We start from the raw sequence: 18,774 nt of genomic DNA on the forward strand, positions 1-18,774 counted from the left end.
GGGCCATCTGGCGCGGGACCACATTCGACCTGCGACCAAAGTAGGAGATCGCCTACCTCCACAGGTATTACCGTGGACGCCTCATCGAGGCGGGGAGGCCGGATTGAGCGGCGAACTGGTGCTGGTGACCGGCGGATCCGGGTTCATCGGCGCGCACTGCGTACGGCATCTGCTGCAGGCCGGCTACCGGGTCCGCACGACCGTCCGCACGCCGGGCCGGCAGGCCGACGTACGGGCGTTGATCGCCGCCGGCGGGGTCGAGCCGGGAGAGGCGCTCAGCTTCGCCACCGCCGACCTGCTGACCGACGAGGGCTGGCCGGCGGCGGTCGCCGGCTGCGACTACGTGCTGCACGTCGCCTCCCCGGTGCCGCTGGTCGAACCGCGGCGGGAGGAGGACGTCATCGCGCCGGCCCGTGACGGCGTCCGCCGGGTGCTGGCCGCCGCCCGCGCCGCCGGGGTCCGGCGTACGGTGCTGACCTCGTCGTTCGCCGCCGTCAAGTTCGGCCAACCGGGCAAGCGGATCTTCACCGAGGCAGACTGGAGCGACCCGGCCGGCGGCGAGACGATGTCGGCGTACGCGAAATCGAAGCTGTACGCCGAACGCGCCGCCTGGGACCCGGTGGCCGAAACCGCCGGTGCCGGCCCCGGTGGGGAGGGTATGGAGCTGGCGGTGGTCAACCCGGTCGGGGTGTTCGGGCCGGTGCTCGGCCCGCAGCCCTCCCTCTGGGCCGACCTGGTCGGCAAGCTGCTCGACGGTCGGCAGCGGGCGGTTCCCCGGATGTGGGTCAACGTGGTCGACGTCCGCGACGTCGCCGACCTGCACCTGCGGGCGATGACCGACCCGGCCGCCGCCGGGGAACGGTTCCTGGCCAGCGCTGGCGGCATGTCGCTGCCGCAGCTCGCCGCCCTGCTGCGGGACCGTCTCGGGGACGCGGCCGGCAAGATGCCGACCCGGACCCTGCCGGACTGGGCGGTCCGGCTCGCCGCCCGGTTCAGCCCACGGGCCGCGTTCGTGGTGCCGGAGCTCGGAGCGCCCCGGCAGGCATCGTCCGACAAGGCGCGGCAGCTGCTGGACTGGCGGCCCCGCGATGCCGAAGAGGCCGTACTCGCCATGGCGACCAGCCTGACGGGACGCGGGCCGGACACCTGACGGGACACGGAACCCACGGATCGAGGTGACGCCCACGCACGTCTCGAGGACGTTTTAGGGTGCGTAGGCGTCACCTCGATGATGGACCTCAGGCCCCTGTCGTCAGGAGACGGTGCAGGCGGCCCCGTTCAGGGTGAACGCGGCCGGCTCGGGGGTGCCGGAGCCGGTGCCGCTGAACCCGATGGTCGCCGTACCGGTCGGCACGAGCGTCGCGTTCCACGACAGCGAGGTCGCGGTGACGTTCTGGCCGCTGGTGCCGTAGGTGGCGGACCACCCGCTGCTGAACGACTGCCCGGACGGCAGCGTGAAGGCCAGCGTCCAGCCGTTGATCGTGCTGCTGCCGGTGTTGGTGATGACGATGTTGGTGGTGAACGTCGAACCGCCGGGGTAGACGACGTACTCGACGTTGCAGGAGCCCGACGACGTCGGCGTGTTCACGGTGACCGCCGACGAGTACGCCGACGCGTTGCCGGCGGCGTCCCTGGCCCGCACCCGGAACTGGTACGACGTGCCGGCGGTCAGCCCGGTCGCGGCGTACGAGTTCGTCGTCGAGGTGCCGACCAGCGTGAAGCTGCCGCCACCGGTGGACCGCTGGATGTCGTAGCCGGTCACCGCGACGTTGTCGGTCGACGCCGTCCAGGTCAGGCTGGCCGAGGTCGAGGTCACGCCCGAGGCGACCGGGGTGCCGGGGATCGACGGCGCGACGGTGTCGGTGACCGTGCCGCCCGGGTCGGCGTACAGCAGCCGGTTGGGCGACCCGGCGCCGATGCCGGTCAGCACGTTGGTGGTCGCGGCACCCACCAGGGCCGTCTTGGCCTGCGCCAGGGTCGCGGTCGGGTTGGTCTCCAGGTAGCGGGCCACCCAGCCGGCGACGTGCGGCGCGGCCATCGACGTGCCGGACCAGCCGGCGGCGACGGCGGTGTCGCTGGAGTTGCCGGCCGAGGTGATGCTCGCGCCGGGGGCGAAGATGTCGATGCAGGAGCCGAAGTTGGAGCTGGACCACCGGGCGTCGGAGCTGGTGGTCGCGCCCACCACGATGCCGCGCGGCGACCGTGGGTTGTTGTTGCAGGCGTCACCGTTGTTGTTGCCGGCCGCGAAGACCGCGAACACCCCGGCGTCGATCATGTTCTCGACGGCCGTGTTCACCAGGGTGCCGTAGTTCTGCAGGCTCATGTTCGCCACCGACCGCGGCCCGGCGTTCGCCGCCACCCAGTCCAGGCCTTCGATGAGGTCCGACTGGCTGCCGAAGTTGAAGCAGTCCAACACCCGTACGTCGCGGATCTGGACGTCCTTGGCGACGCCGTACGTCGCCCCGCCGATGGTGCCGGAGACGTGCGTACCGTGGCCGTGGCAGTCACCGGGGCTGTTGCCGTCGTTGACCGCGTCGTAGGCGAACTGCGCCCGGGTGCCGAAGTCGGTGTGGCTGGTCCGGACCCCGCTGTCCAGCACGTAGACGGTGGTCCCGGTGCCGTCGGTGTCGTAGCTGAACGACTGGTCGAGCGGCAGGTTCCGCTGGTCGACCCGGTCCAGGCCCCACGACGGCGGGTTGGGCTGGGTGGTGGCACCGCCGCCGGTGGGCGCGGACTCGATGGCCAGCACCCGCGAGTCGGCCTGGATGTAGGCCACGTTCGGGTTGGCCCGCACCGTGTCGAGGGCACGGGCGTCCAGCTTCGCGGAGAAGCCGCGCAGCACCCGCGCGTACCGGTGGATCTCCCGACCGCCGGCGCGCTCAGCGACGGCAGCGGGCTCGTTGGCCGCGCCGCCGACGACCGGCCGGTCCTTGAGTACGACGATGTAACCGCCATTCGGCGTGCCTGTTTCGGCAGGCAGCAGCGGCGCGAGTGGAGTCGACTGCTGGGCGGTTGCGGGAGTGGATCCGAGTGCGACGAAAGCGGCGGTAATTGCGGCTGTTGCTACCGCAGAAATGCGGTATCGGCGCTGTGCGGACATGGAGATGCTGCCCTCCTGGGCACGGTGACGCATGGACTGCCAGCGAACGTGACGGCGTGTGTCCGGGCGGTCAGTCGCCGGGGTGACCGGGCGCTGCGGCCGGACGGAGCGCTCGACCCCCGTCGGCTGCAATTGGATCACGGGCGCAGGCGTCGGCCAATACCTCGATCTTCTGCAACATGAATAAACTCTGTTAAGAATCGGGTGTGGCCAGGAGCTGTTAACGAAATAGAAAAATGAAGCTCCGCGCGTGATTGCCCTCACCCTGTCAAATAGCCGACCCGGAGACGTGCCGGCCCCGGCCCCGGCCGCCGGTGGCCGGGGCCGCACCACCGGTAGGGTCGGCACCGGAAGGTGTGAACCTGTGACCCACCGGACGGTGCGGGACCGACGTTGGTTGTGAAGGGAGCCGCCGATGAACGCGCCTGACCTGACGGTGCCGTTCGTCCGGCGAGTGCGGGTGCGCGGCTTCCGGTCGCTCGCCGGCTGCGACGTGACGCTCGGGCCGCTGACCGTACTGCTGGGGTTCAACGCGTCCGGCAAGTCGAACTTTCTCGACGTACTGCGGTTTGTCGCGGATGCGGTGAACGGCTCGGTGGCGCACGCGGTGGCCGACCGGGGCGGACTCGGCGCGCTGCTGCACCGAGGGCCGGGCGGCACCGTGGAGTCGTTCGAGATCCGGCTCGACCTGGCGTTGCCGCCCCGGCAGGCCGGGCAGGAGCCGATCCCGGCGACGTACGGCTTCGAGGTCGCGCAGGACCCGCAGGGCGAACTACCGCTGCTGGTGCGCGGTGAGGCCGCGACGATCGGGCTGCCCGACGGTGACCTGCGGTTGCCGCTGGACCCGGGCACGGACCGGAGCATGCGGTTGCGGCTGCCGGCGTCGGTGATCCGGGAGGACGACCCGCAAGGGGTGCTGGAGACCCGGCTGCGGGCGATGGCCTTCTACGAGCTGCACTCGAATGCGCTGCGGGCGCTGGACAAGCAGCTGCTGCCCGGTGGGCAACTCGGCCCGACCGGCCACTTCCTCGGCTCGGTCCTGGGTGCGCTGGGTCGGGAGGACCCGATCGGCAAGGAACGGCTGGACAGCTACCTCGGGGCGCTGGTGCCGAACGCGCTCGGGGTGAACGAGCGGGTCGAGGGGCGCTACTCGACGGTGCAGGCCCGGTTCCGGGCCGGGGCAGGTGACGGCGAGGAAGTCTTCCTGCGGGAGTCGCTGTCGGAGGGGACACTGCTCGCGGCCGGGGTGCTGACGGCGCTGTTCCAGCCGGCGGCGTTCACCGGACGGATTCCGTTGATCGGCATCGAGGAGCCGGAGACGGCGCTGCACCCCGCCGGGGTGGGCGCGCTGTACGAGGCGTTGGACGACGCCGCGCAGCGCACCCAGGTGATCGTGACCAGCCAAAGCTCCGAGCTGTTGGACAACGAATACGTGAAACTGGAACACGTTCGTGCGGTCGCTAATGTGGACGGCGTAACGTACGTCGGAGAGATCGACTCCGCTGGCCGCGCCATCGTGGACAAAGAGCTGATGACCCTCAGCGAACTGCACCGCAGTGGGCAGATGCTGCCCGCCCAGGTGGGCTATCCAGCGCCGGAACATTGACGAAGGAGCGAGGCGCATGACCCTGGTCCGCATCGCCACGGTGGTCGAGGGTCAGGGCGAGGTCGCCGCGATGCCGGTGCTGTTGCGCCGACTGGCGGAGCAAGTCAACCCCCAGCTGTACGTCGACTTGCCGCGCCCGCACCGGGTGGCCCGGGGGAGGTTGCTACATGCCGGGGGAGTGGAGAACGCGGTTGCCACCCTGGTGGAGCAGGTCGGCCCGTCCGCCGGCATTCTGATGGTGGTCGACGCCGACGACGACTGCCCCGCGAAGCTCGGCCCGGCGCTCGTCGAGCGGGCCCGCCGGACCAGGTCGGACGTAAAGAGCGCCGCTGTGATCGCCAACCGGGAGTTTGAGGCGTGGTTCCTGGCGGCGGCACCGTCACTGGCCGGCGAGCGTGGGCTGGCGGATCCGTTGCACCGGCCGGCCGACCCGGAGGTGCCTCGGGACTGCAAGGGCTGGCTGAGTGCCAACCGGGTCGACGGCCGCAGCTACAAACCGGCGAGCGACCAGGCGGCACTGGCCGCCGCCTTCGACCTGGCGATGGCCCGCGAGCACTCCCCGTCGTTCGACAAACTATGGCGCGACCTGACCATGCTGATCGCCTGACCTGGTCGCCAGCTTCAGTGTTCGAAACTGTCGGCGTTCTTCACCGTGGACGTAGCAGGCGTTCGATCTAGTAGCCGGCCAGAGTTCGTCGCACTAACGAGTTGTGTGCCTGCCTCGCCTGGAAGGTTTGAGGCTCCGGTTTCGTGGTACGGAGGATCGTGTCAGGAGAAGTGTCTGAAGTGACACCTTGTAGCGATATTGGAGCGAGGGGAAATGGTGTCCACTATTCGAGCTTCCGGAAGAATTAAAAGATATAAGTCTCCAATATTGATGCTCGTTGCTTCTGTGGTTGCTACTGGCTTGATGTTCTGCCTATGGGCTAGTCGTATCAAATCCGACCTGAATAGAAGTGGTGAGGACCGGGCGGTACCTTTGGTGGTCGACACCTTGCTGATTTCTGGAACGGCTATCTTGCTGGCGCTGATAGCGGTAACCGTTCAGGGTTTCAGGTACCGCTGGTTGGTGGCGAAGCCTGGGCCGGTGAGAGTCAGGATTACTGAGGATGCAGAGGTCGATGGCCTCACCGCTGAAAGCTTGAGGGATCGATTCGTTCATAAGCTGGTAACGGCGAAACTTTACCATGCTAACGCGCTTCCGGGCAGCGGTAGCTCTGATCCAGTGCTCGAGGCGCTTGCTGAAGTCGCGCCGGCGACTAAATTTGCAGTTTTTGCGCGCCTAGCCCATGCGTGTTATCCGCAGTTCGCCCACACCGCAACGGTCGCCGTTCGCCGAGAGGCGGCGGACGGCTTCCTGGTAACCCTTAACCTTGAGGTGCGTCATGGACTTATGAAGGCTGTTAGTTCTGCACCCGAGAACTTCATCTGCGATGACTGGCGGGTTGGCGTAGAAGATGCTGCCATAGCTGCGATGGTGAAAGTTCTTCCAGATATAGCGACTTCACAGAGAAGAATGGATCCCGAGCGTCAGATTTGGCCAGACTGGCTAAGGGGTGACGAGTATGTTCCTGCAATCATAGCATACCTGCGAGGGAAGGATTTGATGAACGATAGGCGATACGATGAGGCGCTTGGAAAGTTCTATTACGCTTTGCAGTTCGATTCGAAGAACCTATATATTCGTCTCGATGTGGCCGCGACGCTTCTGAAGCTTGGTCTTTGGATTGATGCCCTAGTTGTATACAACGACGTCGCCTTGATTGCGAAGGACCTGCTCGCCAATCTCGGCAAGAAACAATACGATCTTGGAATCAGCAGACAATTTGAGGAGCGCACATACAATCTAGTACTTGCAATTGCCGAGTATCGTCGACTGATCCTGCTTAGCTCTGGCTCTATATTGGCTGAGCAGTGGGCAAAATCTGGCAATCTTAATACGGTTCTAGGTAAGGAGATTCCAGTATGTGGTCGCGGAATTGAGAGGGCCCGTTTGTCTGAGCGCTTGCTGCCCGACCTCTATATGCTCTCGGGTATCGACGTAACAAGCTATACCGGCCAGATCTCCCATATCGAGGTGGAGCGGCTTTCGTATTGTGCCGCTCTGAAGCAAGTCGACGCTCTGCTCTCAATTTTCAAAAATTGTGATCAGGGCTCGGGAAAGTCGACTGTTTTCACGGAGTGTCTGGGACTGAGCAAAATTAGTTTCGCGCTGATTCGCCAAAGTACCCGATGTCGAGAAGCTGTGGCTGTTGGCATTTCTCCTGAGGCTGTTCAAATGGTTGCAGAAGCGGGTAGGAGTGTTGCGGTCGAGCTTGCAGAATTGCGGGGAAGAACAAAAGAGGATCATCCGCAAATCTGGATTGAATCCTACAACGCAGCCTGCTTTTTTTCGATCCACCTTTCACTTTTGGAGGGCATTCAGCTCTCGGCCTCCGACAAAGAAAGGCATCGACGCTACTTCGTGGATCAATCAATTTGGTGGCTGAAGCGTGCTGCTGGGCAGATCGATAAGTCGTCTTTGCGCAACTATAGGTCTTGGTTCAGGTATGAAGACCCGGACCTTATGACACTCCGTAGCACCAAGGAATTTAGGGATTTCGCCGATCGGTACTTGCCGGAGCGGCGTCCTCGGGTTGCTATCCCAGTTCAGGTGCAGAAGTTCGAGAACGTCTATCAAACTGCTTCTATGGTTCGGCAGCTTGCTCTCATGTCGGAGTGTTTTTGGAAAAAGGAGGGACCTGCTGTCGCCTCTGCATCCGATCGCGTTGCGATCTGGGATAGGGAGCGGGATCTTTGGCTAGATCTCAGACGATTGTGTCGGGATCATCGACATTGGCAGACTAGGCTTCGTCTTACGGACAAGCTAAGCTGTTGGGCGAGTGACGTATCGTCCAATCCGCCAGATGGCCGCCGTCCAGGGTTCGCCGACCTACTTGTGGAGTTTGCAGAAGATAGTAGTTCCTGGCTTGCTGGCGCAAGTGAGGAAGATGTGAACGCATGGGTCGATAAAAAGGTCGATTACGTGGATGCCCTGTTTCGTTCCTGTGGGGCTGGAATTGAGAAGATTGATAAAATTAACAATGATTTGCATGCTATGCTTCTGCGGCTAAATCGATCGGGGCGTTGCGTTCGTGAGCGTTGGTGGCATGATCTGGTTCGAGCGAGAATTGCGTTATGGGGCGAGGTTGCAACTGCATTCACGATCGAATTCAATTTGAGGCTTCGGGGTTTGTCGGAAGACGATCTTAAGGAGCTTGTGGATGCCAAGCTTGGATCAGTTTGGACTGAGGTGAGTCGGTCGAAATATCTTGCTCTGCGGCTTCGTGTTACTCCGGGTGCTATTGCCTGGCGGCGAGGCCGAGGAGTTCGGTGGCGCGGGTGGTGAAGTGGCGTACCTCGGGGAGGGTGGCGTACGGCTTCAGGCGGTGTTGCAGGTCTCGGACGGTCCCGATTGTGCGGGAAGAGTTGACGGTGGCGGCCAGTTCGACGACGTGGGTGGCGCGGGTGGCGGCGGCTTCGACGTCTGCGCGGTCGAGGTCGGCGGTGGCCAGGGCGGCGTGGCTGAGAGCGGCGCGGCGGGCGCGGCCCTGCTGGCGTGCGGCTTCGGCGGATGCGGTGGCGAAGCGTTCGGTGTCGTCGGGCTGTCGGAGGTCGCGGAAGCAGTGGGCGGCTTCGCCGTACAGGTATGGGGTGTCGATGAATCTGGCCCAGACGGGTTCGTCGTCGTGGTCGACCTGGGCGAAGGTGTGTTCGGCCTTGGCTACGGCAGCGGCCGGCGCGGGCGAGCATCAGTGCTTCGCGGGGTTGGCCGAGCAGGTGGGCGTAGAGTGCCCGCTGGGTGTCCGCCTTGTGCATACCTGCCTGTCTGCAGGATGACGTCAATCAGTCGATTGTCTTACTTAATGTGCATCTGCCAGCGGTGTCCGTTGTAGAGTTAACTCTTGGTGGCGGGTCTTGTTGTCTCCGTTAGCAACCCTTAGGGTCTGCTTGCCATCGATGTCACGGTGGCGGCAACGGGGGAGGCACTGTGGACTCGGTCAGCGCTGGCTTCAATCGAAGTGGTCGGCTGGTTGTTCGTCTCGGGTTGGTCGGCGGGCGGCTCGCTAGATGGGTTACGTACCTTCTGACCGCGATCCTCGTGGTGACGCTGGCTGACTGGGCGGTCAGGAAGTCGGCGGTGGCCGCTCCCGCTGGTGAGGAACAGACCGTTGACGAGCCGGCCGGTGAGCTGGAGCGGCCGGACGAAGCGGCGGCCTTGGTGACGGCGCGAATGACCGGCAAGCGGGTGAGGATTACCGGGTTGACGTCGGAGACGTCGGAGTTCTGGGCGTTGCCTGATGGTCAGGTCGAGGTGGAGGCACACCTGGGGCCGGTGCGGTTGCCTGACGGCGAGGGCGGATGGCGGCCGGTTGACTTCACTCTGGCGCCGCAGCCGGACGGCTCGGTGGCGGCGCGCGCACACCCCAACGATCTCCGGCTGTCGGGTGCCGCCGACGACGGCGAGCACGACCTGCTCTCGCTTGGACTCGGTGAGGACCGCCTCGCGTTGGGCTGGTCCGGCCGCCTGCCGGCTCCAGTGGTGTCGGGGACGCGGGCGACGTACCAGGAGGTGCGTCCTGGTGTCGATCTGGTGGTGGAATCGACCCGGACCGGCTTCCAACAGTTCCTCATCGTGAAGAACCGGGGCGCGGTGGAGCAGGTCGGCGAGGTGCCCTTGACGCTGCGGGGTACGGGTCTGGCGGTGGCTGAGGACGGTCTTGGCGGGTGGGAGGTCTTGGGTGACGATGGCGACCGGGTCGGCGTGGTGCCAGCGCCGGTGATGTGGGACGCCCAGGTGCATGAGCAGTCCGGCGAGCAGGTACGTAAGGCTCCGGTCGACGTACGGGTGAGTACCCGTCGCGGTGGCGACACGGAGTTTGAGCTGACGCCGTCGATGGAGTGGCTGTCCGACCCGGGGACGGTGTTCCCGGTGACGATCGATCCGTCGGTGACGCTGAATCCCAACTATGACGCGTTCGTGCAGAACGGCTACACGACAGACCAGTCGACGGTAAACGAACTCAAGCTGGGGACGTACGACGGCGGTACCAACAAGGCGCGATCGTTCCTCAGCTTCCGCAACCTGGCCTGGTTGCAGGGCAAGCAGGTGCAGTCGGCCAACCTCTACCTGTGGAACTATCACTCGTGGTCGTGTGAGGCACGCCAGTGGCAGGCATGGTCGACCAGCTATGTCGACTACACGGCACGGTGGACGAACCAGCCGACATGGATCAAGGTCGTTGGGACGTCGTCGCAGACCAAGGGCTACAACAGCTCCTGCGGTGACGGCTGGGTGAGCGTACCGGTGACGACCGCGTTCGCCGATCTCGCGGCATTTACCACGCAGACGACAGTCAACATCGGGCTGCAGGCGACGTCGGAGACGGACAACCTGAGTTGGAAGCGGTTTCACTCGGTCGAGAACACCAAAGATCCGTACGTGACGTTGGTGTACCAGGTTCCGCCGACGGTGACGGCGAGGGCGACGGTCCCGTCCGTCCCGTGTCACACGTCGACGTCGGGCGCGCCCTATATCAACACGAAGACGCCACAGCTACGGGCACAGGTCACCGACACCGAGGGTTCGCAGGTGACGACACGGTTCGAGTGGTGGGTGCCGGCGACCTCGGCACCGATCGGCGCAACCACCGTCGGCCCTGGCGCGTCCGGTTCGTGGTTGGCGACGGTGGTGCCGTCGGGCGCGTTCGCTGAGGGCAATCCGTACTCGTGGCGGGCGCGCGGCTCGGACAGCACGTCAAACGGACCGTGGACGTCGTGGTGCTACTTCTACATCGACACCGTCGCCCCGTCGGCGATGCCGACGGTGTCGTCGACGACGTACCCGTCGGGACAGTGGGCCGGTGGTGTCGGTACGGCCGGGGCTTTCACGTTCGGTGCGTCGGGGGTCGCGGACGTGGCGGCCTACGAGTACGGGTTGAACGCCAACCCGCCGAACCAGTCGGTGAACGCGGCCAGCCTCGGCGGCGGTGCGTCGGTGTCGATCACGCCGACGCAGGACGGCCCACAGACGCTGTACGTGCGCTCACGAGACCGGGCAGGGAACCAGTCGGCGATCCGCAGCTACACCTTCAACGTGGGCAGCGGCGCCGTGACCGGGCCGAAGGCTGGTGACATCGCAGCGGCCAAGACGGCGATCACCGGTGTCGGCCAGACGGCGGCGACCGGCGTGACGTACCAGTGGCGGCGCGCGGACACCGACACCTGGGTCAACATCCCGACCGGGCATGTGTCCCTCGCGGCGGGCGGTGCCGTGACGTCATGGCCGGTGGCGACGACCGGTGGAGGGGCGTTCCCGAAGCTCAACTGGGACGTGGAGGCGACCCTCGCCGCCGTGGACGCGCAGTCGATCGCCCGCAACGGCCCGCTGCAGCTACGTGGGGTGTTCGTCGGCGGCACGGGCGGCACGTCGAGCGCGGTGACGTTCACCTTTGACCGGGACCAGGCGACCGCGGCTTCCTTCAGCATCGGACCGGGTTCGGTCAACCTGATCACCGGCAACTACAGCCTGTCGGACACGGACGTGTCGGTGGGCTCGTATGGCACAGATCTGACGGTGACTCGGTCGTACAACTCGCGCCGGGCGACGGCGACCGATTCGGCGAACATGTTCGGACCGGGCTGGGTGTCGGGTGTCCTCGTCGAGGAGTCGGAGTCGCCTTACACGTCGCTGACGGTGTACGGCTCGTTGGTGCAGGTGGGCCTGCCCGAAGGTGACACGCTCGGCTTCACCAAGCGGACCGCGACCGACTTCGACTCGGAGCCGGGAATGGAGTTCCTACGGCTGACGTACGCGTCGGGGCCGGATTCGTACAGCCTGACCGACGAGGACGGCAACCTGGTGACGTTCACCCGGGTCTCGGGCAGCGCGGCCGGGAAGTACTTCCCGACGGCGGTGACGGTGCCGGGGTCGAGCCAGACCACGACGATCAGCTGGGAGCGTGTGACGATCGGCGGTACGGAGATCGTCCGGCCGACCAGGATGCTTGCGCCGGTCGCCGACGGGGTGGCCTGCACGACGCTGATCCGGGGCTGCCGGGCGTTGACGTTCACCTACGCCACATCGACGACCGCTACCGGGACCACCGAGGCGGGGTGGGGCGACTACCTCGGACGGGTACGGCAAGTGTCGTTCACCGCGTGGGACCCGGACCTGTCGACCCCGGCGATGCGCACGATCGCGGTCGCCGGCTACGCCTACGACAACGCCGGACGGCTGCGGGCGGTCTGGGATCCCCGCCTCGACTACGTCGACGGCACGACGACGCACCACCTGTGGGAGACGTACTCGTACAACCTCGATGGGGTGCTGGCGTCGGTGCAGCCTACCGCGGAGGAGCCGTGGCAGCTGACCTATACGACACTGCCGGGCGACCCAGGTCTGGGCCGGCTGCACCAGGTGTCCCGGTCGGCGCTGTCGGCCGGTACGGCGACCACCACCGTCGTCTACAAGGTACCGACCTCCGGCACGGGCGCGCCGTACGACCTGTCGTTCTCGCAGACGGTGCGGTGGGGCCAGGTCGAAGCGCCGACCGACGCGACGGCGGTGTTCCCGGCCAGCGAGGTGCCGTCGGGTAGCCCGTCGACCGGGGTGCTGCCGTCGTCGTACGAGCGGGCGACCGTCACCTACATGGACGCCAACGCCCGCGAGACCAACGTCGCGGTGCCGGGCGGCGGGATCAGCGCCACCTGGTTCGACCAGTGGGGCAACACCACCCGTACGTTGAGTGCGGGTAACCGCCAGCGGGCACTTGACGCCAGCGGCTCGGACGACTCGGCGGCGGAGACCGCGCTCGCGTTCGCGCGTTCGACTTTGAACATCTATTCCGACGACGGGCAGCGGCTGATCAGCACCTTGGAGCCGGAGCACGATGTGATGCTGCCGGACGGCACGGTGGTGCGCGGGCGTCAGCACACCCGCAACACCTATGACCAGGGTGCGCCGACCACCGGCGGGCCGTACAACCTGGTCACCACGGCCGAGGTGATGGTCCGCTGGTGGAACACCGCCGGGGTGGCCACCGATTCCGACATCCGCACCACGACGACGGCGTACGACTGGGGGTTGCGGCAGCCGACGGTGGCGACCGTCGACCCAGCCGGCCTGGCCCTCGCTACCCGCACCACGTACGACCCGATCACCGGTCTCGAAGTGACTACGACCGCCCCAGCGGGAGGCACGTCGACCACGACACCATCGACCCGGCGGACGGTGTACTACCGGGCCACCAGCGGCTCCGGGCACAGCGAGTGTGATCTGCGGCCGGAGTGGGCGAACCTGCCGTGCCGGATCGAGCCCGGCGGGCAGGCCGGATCCGGGCCGGAGCTGCCGGTCACGGTCACTACGTACGACATGTTCAACCAGCCGCGTACGGTGGTGGAGAAGACCAGCGCCGGCACCCTGCGCACCACGACCACCAGCTACGACGTCGCTGGTCGGATGCACGAGGTGGCGGTCAGCACCGCGCCCGGGCTGGGTGCGGCGGTGCCGGTCACCCGCAACGTGTACGAGGCTGCCACCGGTCGGCACCTGCGGACCCAGTCGATCGTGGGTGGGACTGTCACGGCCGAGGTGATCCGTACCTTCGACATGTTGGGCCGGCAGACGTCGTACACCGACTCGGACGGCAACGTGTCGACCACGACGTACGACCTGTTGGGGCGGACGGCGACGAGTTCGGATGGTAAGGCGACCCGGACCTACACCTACGATGGCGGCACCGAGCGGCGTGGTTTGCTGACGTCGGTCGACGACACGCAGGCCGGGGTGTTCACCGGCGGCTACGATGTCGAGGGCAATCTGACGTCGGAGACGTGGCCGTCGGGGATTACGGTCGCCCATGAGTATGACGAGACCGGGACGAGTGTCGGTATCACCTATGTCCGGCCGGGTTGTGGTGCTTCGGATTGCACTCTCTACAGTGGGTCGGTGGCGGAGTCGGTGCATGGTCAGTGGCGGCAGCACGCGTCGACCCTGGCCGAGCAGACCTACACCTACGACGCGTCGGGTCGGTTGACGACGGTCGAGGACACTATCGGCGGCCAGTGCACGACCCGCAGCTACGCCTTCTCGGCCAGCAGCAACCGCACGAGCCTGGTCGAGTACGCCCCCGCTGGTGACGGTGCCTGCCAGACCGGCACCGCCGCCTCCACCGTCACCCGCTCCTACGACGCGGCCGACCGGATCACCACCGCTGGTACGGTCTATGACGCGCTCGGGCGTACGACGACGGTGCCGGCGGCGGACACCGCCACCCCGACGGCTGGTGACGCCACGCTCGGCTACCACGTCACCGACCTCGTCGACACGATCACCCAGGCAGGTCGGACGGTCGACTACGCCTTGGATGTCACCGGCGAACGCATTCGGTCGTTCACCGACGATGCTGACGGCACGCCGGTGACGACGGTGCATCACTACGACGACGACGGCGACAACCCGGCCTGGACGCAGGAGAACGTCGACACCTGGACCCGGATCGTGTCTGGCGTCTCCGGCATGGGCGGCATCTGGAGCAGTGACAACGGGCAGGTGACGTGGCGCCTGGCCAACCTGCACGGCGACCTGGTCGCCACCATCCTCCCCGACGACGCCGGGCTGTCGGCGACCACGGATGCCAGCGAGTACGGGACTCCTCGCAACCCTGACGCGATAGGCGGTGAACGGTACGGCTGGCTGGGCGCGAAGCAACGCGCCAGCGACCCCGCCACCGGGCTGATCCTGATGGGGGTGCGTCTCTACAACACGACCACCGGACGCTTCCTCACCGTCGACCCTGTGTACGGCGGCAGTTGCAACGCCTACGAGTACACTTGCGCCGACCCGCTCAACAAGGAAGACCTCGACGGCAAATGGGTCAGCCTGGTGATACGCGGAGCGGCAGCAGCCTGCAAACTCGGTCGGAATTGGTGCAAACGGGCAGCGGTGTGGACTGGCAAACAGGCCTGGCGTGGTGCGAAGTGGGCTGGTCGGAAAGCCTGGAGTAGGGCCAAGAGATCCTGGACCGGGACGCGCAACTTCATTCGGAACACGTCGATCCGCTGCCACCGATTCCCCAACGTCGGTGGGTTCGGCTGCGATCTGCGGTACAAGGGAACGAGGAAATTTGGTGTGCACTATCATCGCGTGAAGGGTAAGTATCGGCCGCACTATCACCGGCGTCCGGGAATTGGTAAGCACCGTCCGTGGGAAGGTGGATGGTAGATAATGCAGTCTCCTAGCGTGCTCCCGCGCTTTCCGCTCCGTTATTCGGAAGTCGATGTTGGGTCGGATATGCTCCACGACGTGGAAGCCATCGAGACGACGGCGGAGTATGTTGACGACCATGACCCCGAGTATGTCTGCTTGGACATGGAGGGTAAACGAGTCCGGCTCATTGTTTGGGCGCTTGAGCTGTTGGTCTGTCAAACTGTTCCCGACAATTTCGATCCAGCTGGGTTGCGGATAATGGAAGGGGTCGAGGGTTCCGAGCTGCTTCTTGTTGAGTGCTTTGGCTCAACCTCGCTTCGAATGTTGCGGGGTGCGGGAAGCGCACTGCCGGCTAAGTGGGACCAGCTGGGCGATCTTCCTGATATTCCCGCATTAACTGAATCTAGAATCTCAGTGAAGGACTTCCATGAGACGTGGATGAAGGCGAGGCTTGGCAAGCGGTACTAACGTTTGTTGGGTCGGCAGACGTCGTACACCGATGTGGACGGTAACGTGTCGACGACGACGTACGACCTGTTGGGGCGGACGGCGACGAGTTCGGATGGTAAGGCGACCCGGACCTACACCTACGACGGCGGCAGCGAGCGGCGTGGTCTGCTGACGTCGGTCGACGACACCCAGGCCGGGGTGTTTACCGGCGGGTACGACGTCGACGGCAACCTGGTCACGGAGAGCTGGCCGTCGGGGATCACGGTCGCCCATGAGTACGACGAGACGGGGACGAGTGTCGGTATCACCTATGACCGGCCGGGTTGTGGTGCGTCGGATTGCACTCTCTACAGTGGGTCGGTGGCGGAGTCGGTGCACGGCCAGTGGCGGCAGCACGCCTCCACCCTGGCCGAGCAGACCTACTCCTACGACGCGTCGGGTCGGTTGACGACGGTCGAGGACACCATCGGCGGCCAGTGCACGACCCGCAGCTACGCCTTCTCGGCCAGCAGCAACCGCACGAGCCTGGTCGAGTACGCCCCCGCTGGTGACGGTGCCTGCCAGACCGGCACCGCCGCCTCCACCGTCACCCGCTCCTACGACGCGGCCGACCGGATCACCACCGCTGGTACGGTCTATGACGCGCTCGGGCGTACGACGACGGTGCCGGCGGCGGACACCGCCACCCCGACGGCTGGTGACGCCACGCTCGGCTACCACGTCACCGACCTCGTCGACACGATCACCCAGGCAGGTCGGACGGTCGACTACGCCTTGGATGTCACCGGCGAACGCATTCGGTCGTTCACCGACGATGCTGACGGCACGCCGGTGACGACGGTGCATCACTACGACGACGACGGCGACAACCCCGCCTGGACGCAGGAGAACGTCGACACCTACACCCGGATCGTGTCTGGCGTCTCCGGCATGGGCGGCATCTGGAACAGCGACAACGGGCAGGTGACGTGGCGCCTGGCCAACCTGCACGGCGACCTGGTCGCCACCATCCTGCCCGACGACGCGGGTCTGTCCGCCACCACCGACGCCAGTGAGTACGGCACCCCACGCAACCCGGACGCGATCGGTGGCGAACGGTACGGCTGGTTGGGCGCGAAGCAACGCGCCGCCGACCCCGCGACCGGGCTGATCTTGATGGGCGTACGTCTCTACAACACCACCACCGGACGCTTCCTCACCACCGACCCTGTGTACGGCGGCAGCTGCAACGCCTACGAGTACACTTGCGCCGACCCGATCAACAAGGAAGACCTCGACGGCAAACGTTCATGCAAGAGGTTTCGGTGGCATTGTCGAGTATATAAAAAGGCCAAGTCCCGAGTGCGTAGCTACTATCAACGCGCCAAATTCGGCGTGAAGGTTTCCTGGAAATCGGGTGAGTGTCGGCGGTTCAGGTGCGCACATGGAAGCCCGCATCACTACCGCCGCACTCGGGCTGGCGCTAAGCGTTACGAAAACTGGTATTGCAGTAGGGGGGCGCGGACGCGTTCGTATATAACAGTTGCTAGCTTTGTGGCCGGATTCTCTATTGCAGGGATTCCTTTTGCGGCGCATGTAACCTTTATGGAAGTTAGGTGTGCGCATCGATGATCGAGGGTGACGGATTTGAGAGTTGAAAGAAAACTCAAGTGGGCCATCTTCCTGTTCGGTCTTGTTGTTTGGGTGATATGTATAGTGCTGGCCGAATTCGAGATTATTGCCTGGGAGACCGTGATCTGGATTGGACTGGTTTGCAGCGTGCCGCTCTGGCTTGTCACACTCATCGGCACAGAGCGGAACTGAACATCTGGGTTGGATGACCATCGACGGCACGGTCTGTTAGGCGGTCGCACGGTCGACTACGCCTTGGATGTCACCGGGGAGCGGGTGCGGTCGTTCACCGACACCGCTGACGGCACGCCGGTGACGACGGTGCATTACTACGACGACGACGGGGACAACCCGGCCTGGACCCAGGAGAACGTCGACACCTGGACGCGGATCGTGGCCGGTGTGTCGGGGATGGGTGGTATCTGGAACAGCGACAACGGGCAGGTGACGTGGCGGTTGGCCAACCTGCACGGCGACATGGTCGCCACCATCCTCCCCGACGATGCCGGTCTGTCGGCCACCACGGATGCCAGCGAGTACGGCACCCCCCGTAACCCCGACGCCATCGGCAGCGAACGCTACGGCTGGCTGGGCGCGAAACAACGCGCCACCGACCCCGCCACCGGCCTGATCCTGATGGGCGTCCGCCTCTACAACACGACCGCCGGACGCTTCCTCACCGTCGACCCTGTGTATGGCGGCAGTTGCAATGCCTACGAGTACGTGTGTGGCGACCCGGTGAATTCATTCGATTTGGACGGACGTAATTGTCGAACCTGGAAATGGGTAATAACCTCGTCCTGTCGTCCGTCCGGCAGTCACCGCGAGACGATCCATGCTCATGTTTCTCTAGCTGCCTGGGTCGTTCCCGGTGGTGCTGCATATAAGGGCGCCCGGTTCGCCTATAAGTTCGGAAAGGCTTCCTGGAAGGCAAAGAAGAGATTCACGAAGGCGAAGTGGAAAAACTGCAGGTCGGGATGGCAGAATTGTGCAAGGAAAGCATCTTCGGGAATTGGAAAGGCTGCCTTCCAGGCGTATTTTGGCGGCGACTGGGATAATGCAAAAACTGCCGGTCGTTTCTGGAGGGATTCCACGCATGACAATCGCGCGAAAGCGCAGAATGTAATATGTGGGTCGCTTTACAACTTGACTCGAGGGATGTCGCGAACCTCGTGCCCGATGAGGAAATATAGGAGGAATTGGCGATGGTGAAACGCGAGAACTCGAAGAGTGGGGTGATCACAACTGGTGTGATGCTCCTGCTGGGGGCTTGCCTGCTTCCAGAAATCATCATTGAAGGCTCGTGGCGCGCATGGGGTGCAGTGCCGACAATGATACTGGTTCTATATCTATTTCTTCACGAGGTTTCCGTCCTGGTGCGAAAACGGAGGCGACCGCCATCGGCTGAATGAGATCGGCCATGGTGCCAGGGCCTTGTGTAGTTGAATGAGGTGTCTCTGACCTGGGCATGCGCGATCTCGTTGCCTGATTGAAAGGTGACGTGGGACTGGTGCGGCCCAAAGGTGATCATAGAGTTGCTAAGACCGCATGATACTGACAAGGACCACGCTCGCGCGTGTCATCGATCGCTGATCGACGTGATCCGTCGGCACGTCCCAGCCCGGGCTCTTGTGGAGGAGATTCAGTATCGCCGCCAATGGCAGTCGCCAAGGTAGTGGGGATCACTCGGTCGAGGGCGGTGCGCAGCCAGTTCCGGCTGGGTGCTCCGAGTGCGGCGAGCACGAACGGCGCCTTGAC

Annotated in this window: 10 protein-coding genes and 1 pseudogene; 9 read left to right on the forward strand and 2 right to left on the reverse strand. The window is 64.9% G+C overall.

The window, feature by feature from the left end; genetic code table 11:
- Window positions 1-103: 103 nt before the first annotated feature.
- Complete coding sequence (locus O7608_RS10520; RefSeq protein WP_289209766.1) at window positions 104-1,150, forward strand: NAD-dependent epimerase/dehydratase family protein; 1,047 nt, start codon at window positions 104-106, stop codon at window positions 1,148-1,150.
- A 102-nt stretch (window positions 1,151-1,252) separates the two neighbouring features.
- On the opposite strand, the gene O7608_RS10525 is transcribed toward O7608_RS10520, so the two are convergent.
- The gene (locus O7608_RS10525) at window positions 1,253-3,133 is read right to left on the reverse strand and encodes a S8 family serine peptidase (protein WP_289209767.1); all 1,881 of its coding nucleotides are present in this window, start codon (window positions 3,131-3,133) and stop codon (window positions 1,253-1,255) included.
- Window positions 3,134-3,515: 382 nt separating this feature from the next.
- On the opposite strand from O7608_RS10525, the gene O7608_RS10530 reads away from it, so the two are divergent.
- From O7608_RS10530 to O7608_RS10540, 3 genes are all read left to right on the forward strand, one after another.
- A complete protein-coding gene (locus O7608_RS10530; protein WP_289209768.1) occupies window positions 3,516-4,706 on the forward strand; it encodes an AAA family ATPase in 1,191 nt (396 codons plus the stop codon).
- Window positions 4,707-4,722: 16 nt separating this feature from the next.
- Window positions 4,723-5,313: a DUF4276 family protein gene (locus O7608_RS10535; RefSeq protein WP_289209769.1), complete on the forward strand. Its 591-nt coding sequence runs from the start codon at window positions 4,723-4,725 to the stop codon at window positions 5,311-5,313.
- A 375-nt stretch (window positions 5,314-5,688) separates the two neighbouring features.
- A complete protein-coding gene (locus tag O7608_RS10540; protein WP_289209770.1) occupies window positions 5,689-8,094 on the forward strand; it encodes a hypothetical protein in 2,406 nt (801 codons plus the stop codon).
- On the opposite strand, the pseudogene O7608_RS32145 reads toward O7608_RS10540, so the two are convergent.
- Window positions 8,048-8,422 (reverse strand): annotated as a pseudogene (locus O7608_RS32145) (NsdA family TPR-like regulatory protein); the annotation flags it as partial. The gene O7608_RS10540 and the pseudogene O7608_RS32145 overlap by 47 nt on opposite strands.
- Window positions 8,423-8,736: 314 nt before the next feature.
- Here O7608_RS32145 and O7608_RS10545 point away from each other — a divergent pair.
- The 5 genes from O7608_RS10545 to O7608_RS10565 all read left to right on the forward strand — a co-directional run bounded on the left by O7608_RS10545 (window position 8,737) and on the right by O7608_RS10565 (window position 18,228).
- Window positions 8,737-14,970, forward strand: a complete 6,234-nt coding sequence (locus O7608_RS10545) for a DNRLRE domain-containing protein (protein ID WP_289209771.1) — start codon at window positions 8,737-8,739, stop codon at window positions 14,968-14,970.
- Window positions 14,971-15,051: 81 nt separating this feature from the next.
- A complete protein-coding gene (locus tag O7608_RS10550) occupies window positions 15,052-15,423 on the forward strand; it encodes a hypothetical protein (RefSeq protein ID WP_289209772.1) in 372 nt (123 codons plus the stop codon).
- Between the two features lie 69 nt (window positions 15,424-15,492).
- The gene (locus O7608_RS10555) at window positions 15,493-17,016 is read left to right on the forward strand and encodes an RHS repeat-associated core domain-containing protein (protein ID WP_289209773.1); all 1,524 of its coding nucleotides are present in this window, start codon (window positions 15,493-15,495) and stop codon (window positions 17,014-17,016) included.
- Between the two features lie 6 nt (window positions 17,017-17,022).
- Window positions 17,023-17,208 (forward strand): hypothetical protein, encoded by a 186-nt coding sequence (locus O7608_RS10560; protein ID WP_289209774.1) that lies wholly within the window; start codon window positions 17,023-17,025, stop codon window positions 17,206-17,208.
- A gap of 84 nt (window positions 17,209-17,292) precedes the next feature.
- Window positions 17,293-18,228 (forward strand): RHS repeat-associated core domain-containing protein, encoded by a 936-nt coding sequence (locus O7608_RS10565; protein ID WP_289209775.1) that lies wholly within the window; start codon window positions 17,293-17,295, stop codon window positions 18,226-18,228.
- Window positions 18,229-18,774 lie beyond the last annotated feature (546 nt).

Origin of the sequence: Solwaraspora sp. WMMA2056, from assembly GCF_030345095.1 — a bacterium.
Taxonomy (GTDB): Bacteria; Actinomycetota; Actinomycetes; order Mycobacteriales; family Micromonosporaceae; genus Micromonospora_E.

Excerpts from the sequence above, each read along its gene's own strand:
- O7608_RS10525 (WP_289209767.1), bottom strand. The coding sequence starts at position 3,133 with ATGCGTCACCGTGCCCAGGAGGGCAGCATCTCCATGTCCGCACAGCGC.
- O7608_RS10530 (WP_289209768.1), top strand. The coding sequence starts at position 3,516 with ATGAACGCGCCTGACCTGACGGTGCCGTTCGTCCGGCGAGTGCGGGTG.
- O7608_RS10535 (WP_289209769.1), top strand. The coding sequence starts at position 4,723 with ATGACCCTGGTCCGCATCGCCACGGTGGTCGAGGGTCAGGGCGAGGTC.